This is a genomic window from Flavobacterium microcysteis (assembly GCF_006385255.1).
GTDB classification, from domain to species: domain Bacteria; phylum Bacteroidota; class Bacteroidia; order Flavobacteriales; family Flavobacteriaceae; genus Flavobacterium; species Flavobacterium microcysteis.
This window is the reverse complement of record NZ_VFJE01000005.1, coordinates 1-239: the sequence shown is the minus strand read 5'-3', so window position 1 is coordinate 239 and position 239 is coordinate 1. Positions and strand designations below refer to the sequence as shown.

The 239-nt window shown below is 52.7% G+C and carries 1 protein-coding gene; it reads right to left on the bottom strand.

The genetic code is table 11. The features are described 5' to 3' along the window. Positions 1 to 239 (bottom strand): hypothetical protein (locus tag FJA49_RS18230; RefSeq protein WP_158629413.1); only part of this gene is annotated, 239 nt, incomplete at both ends.

Below are 239 nucleotides of genomic sequence, written 5' to 3'. Positions count from 1 at the left end.
GTTGCAGTTCCGCAAGCATCGGTTGCAGTAAGCGTAGCCGCAGCCGGGATATTGTCGCAAGACGCAGCCACTTCGGCAGCAGGCAGTGTTCCAACGAATGCAGGAGCCTGAGTATCGGTCACACTAACCACTTGAGTATGCTCGGCAGTATTACCGCAAAGGTCAGTAGCCGTCCATTTTCTTGTAAGGGTATAGCTTCCGGCACAAGCACCGTCAGTTCTAGTCTCTGCAAAAGTTAC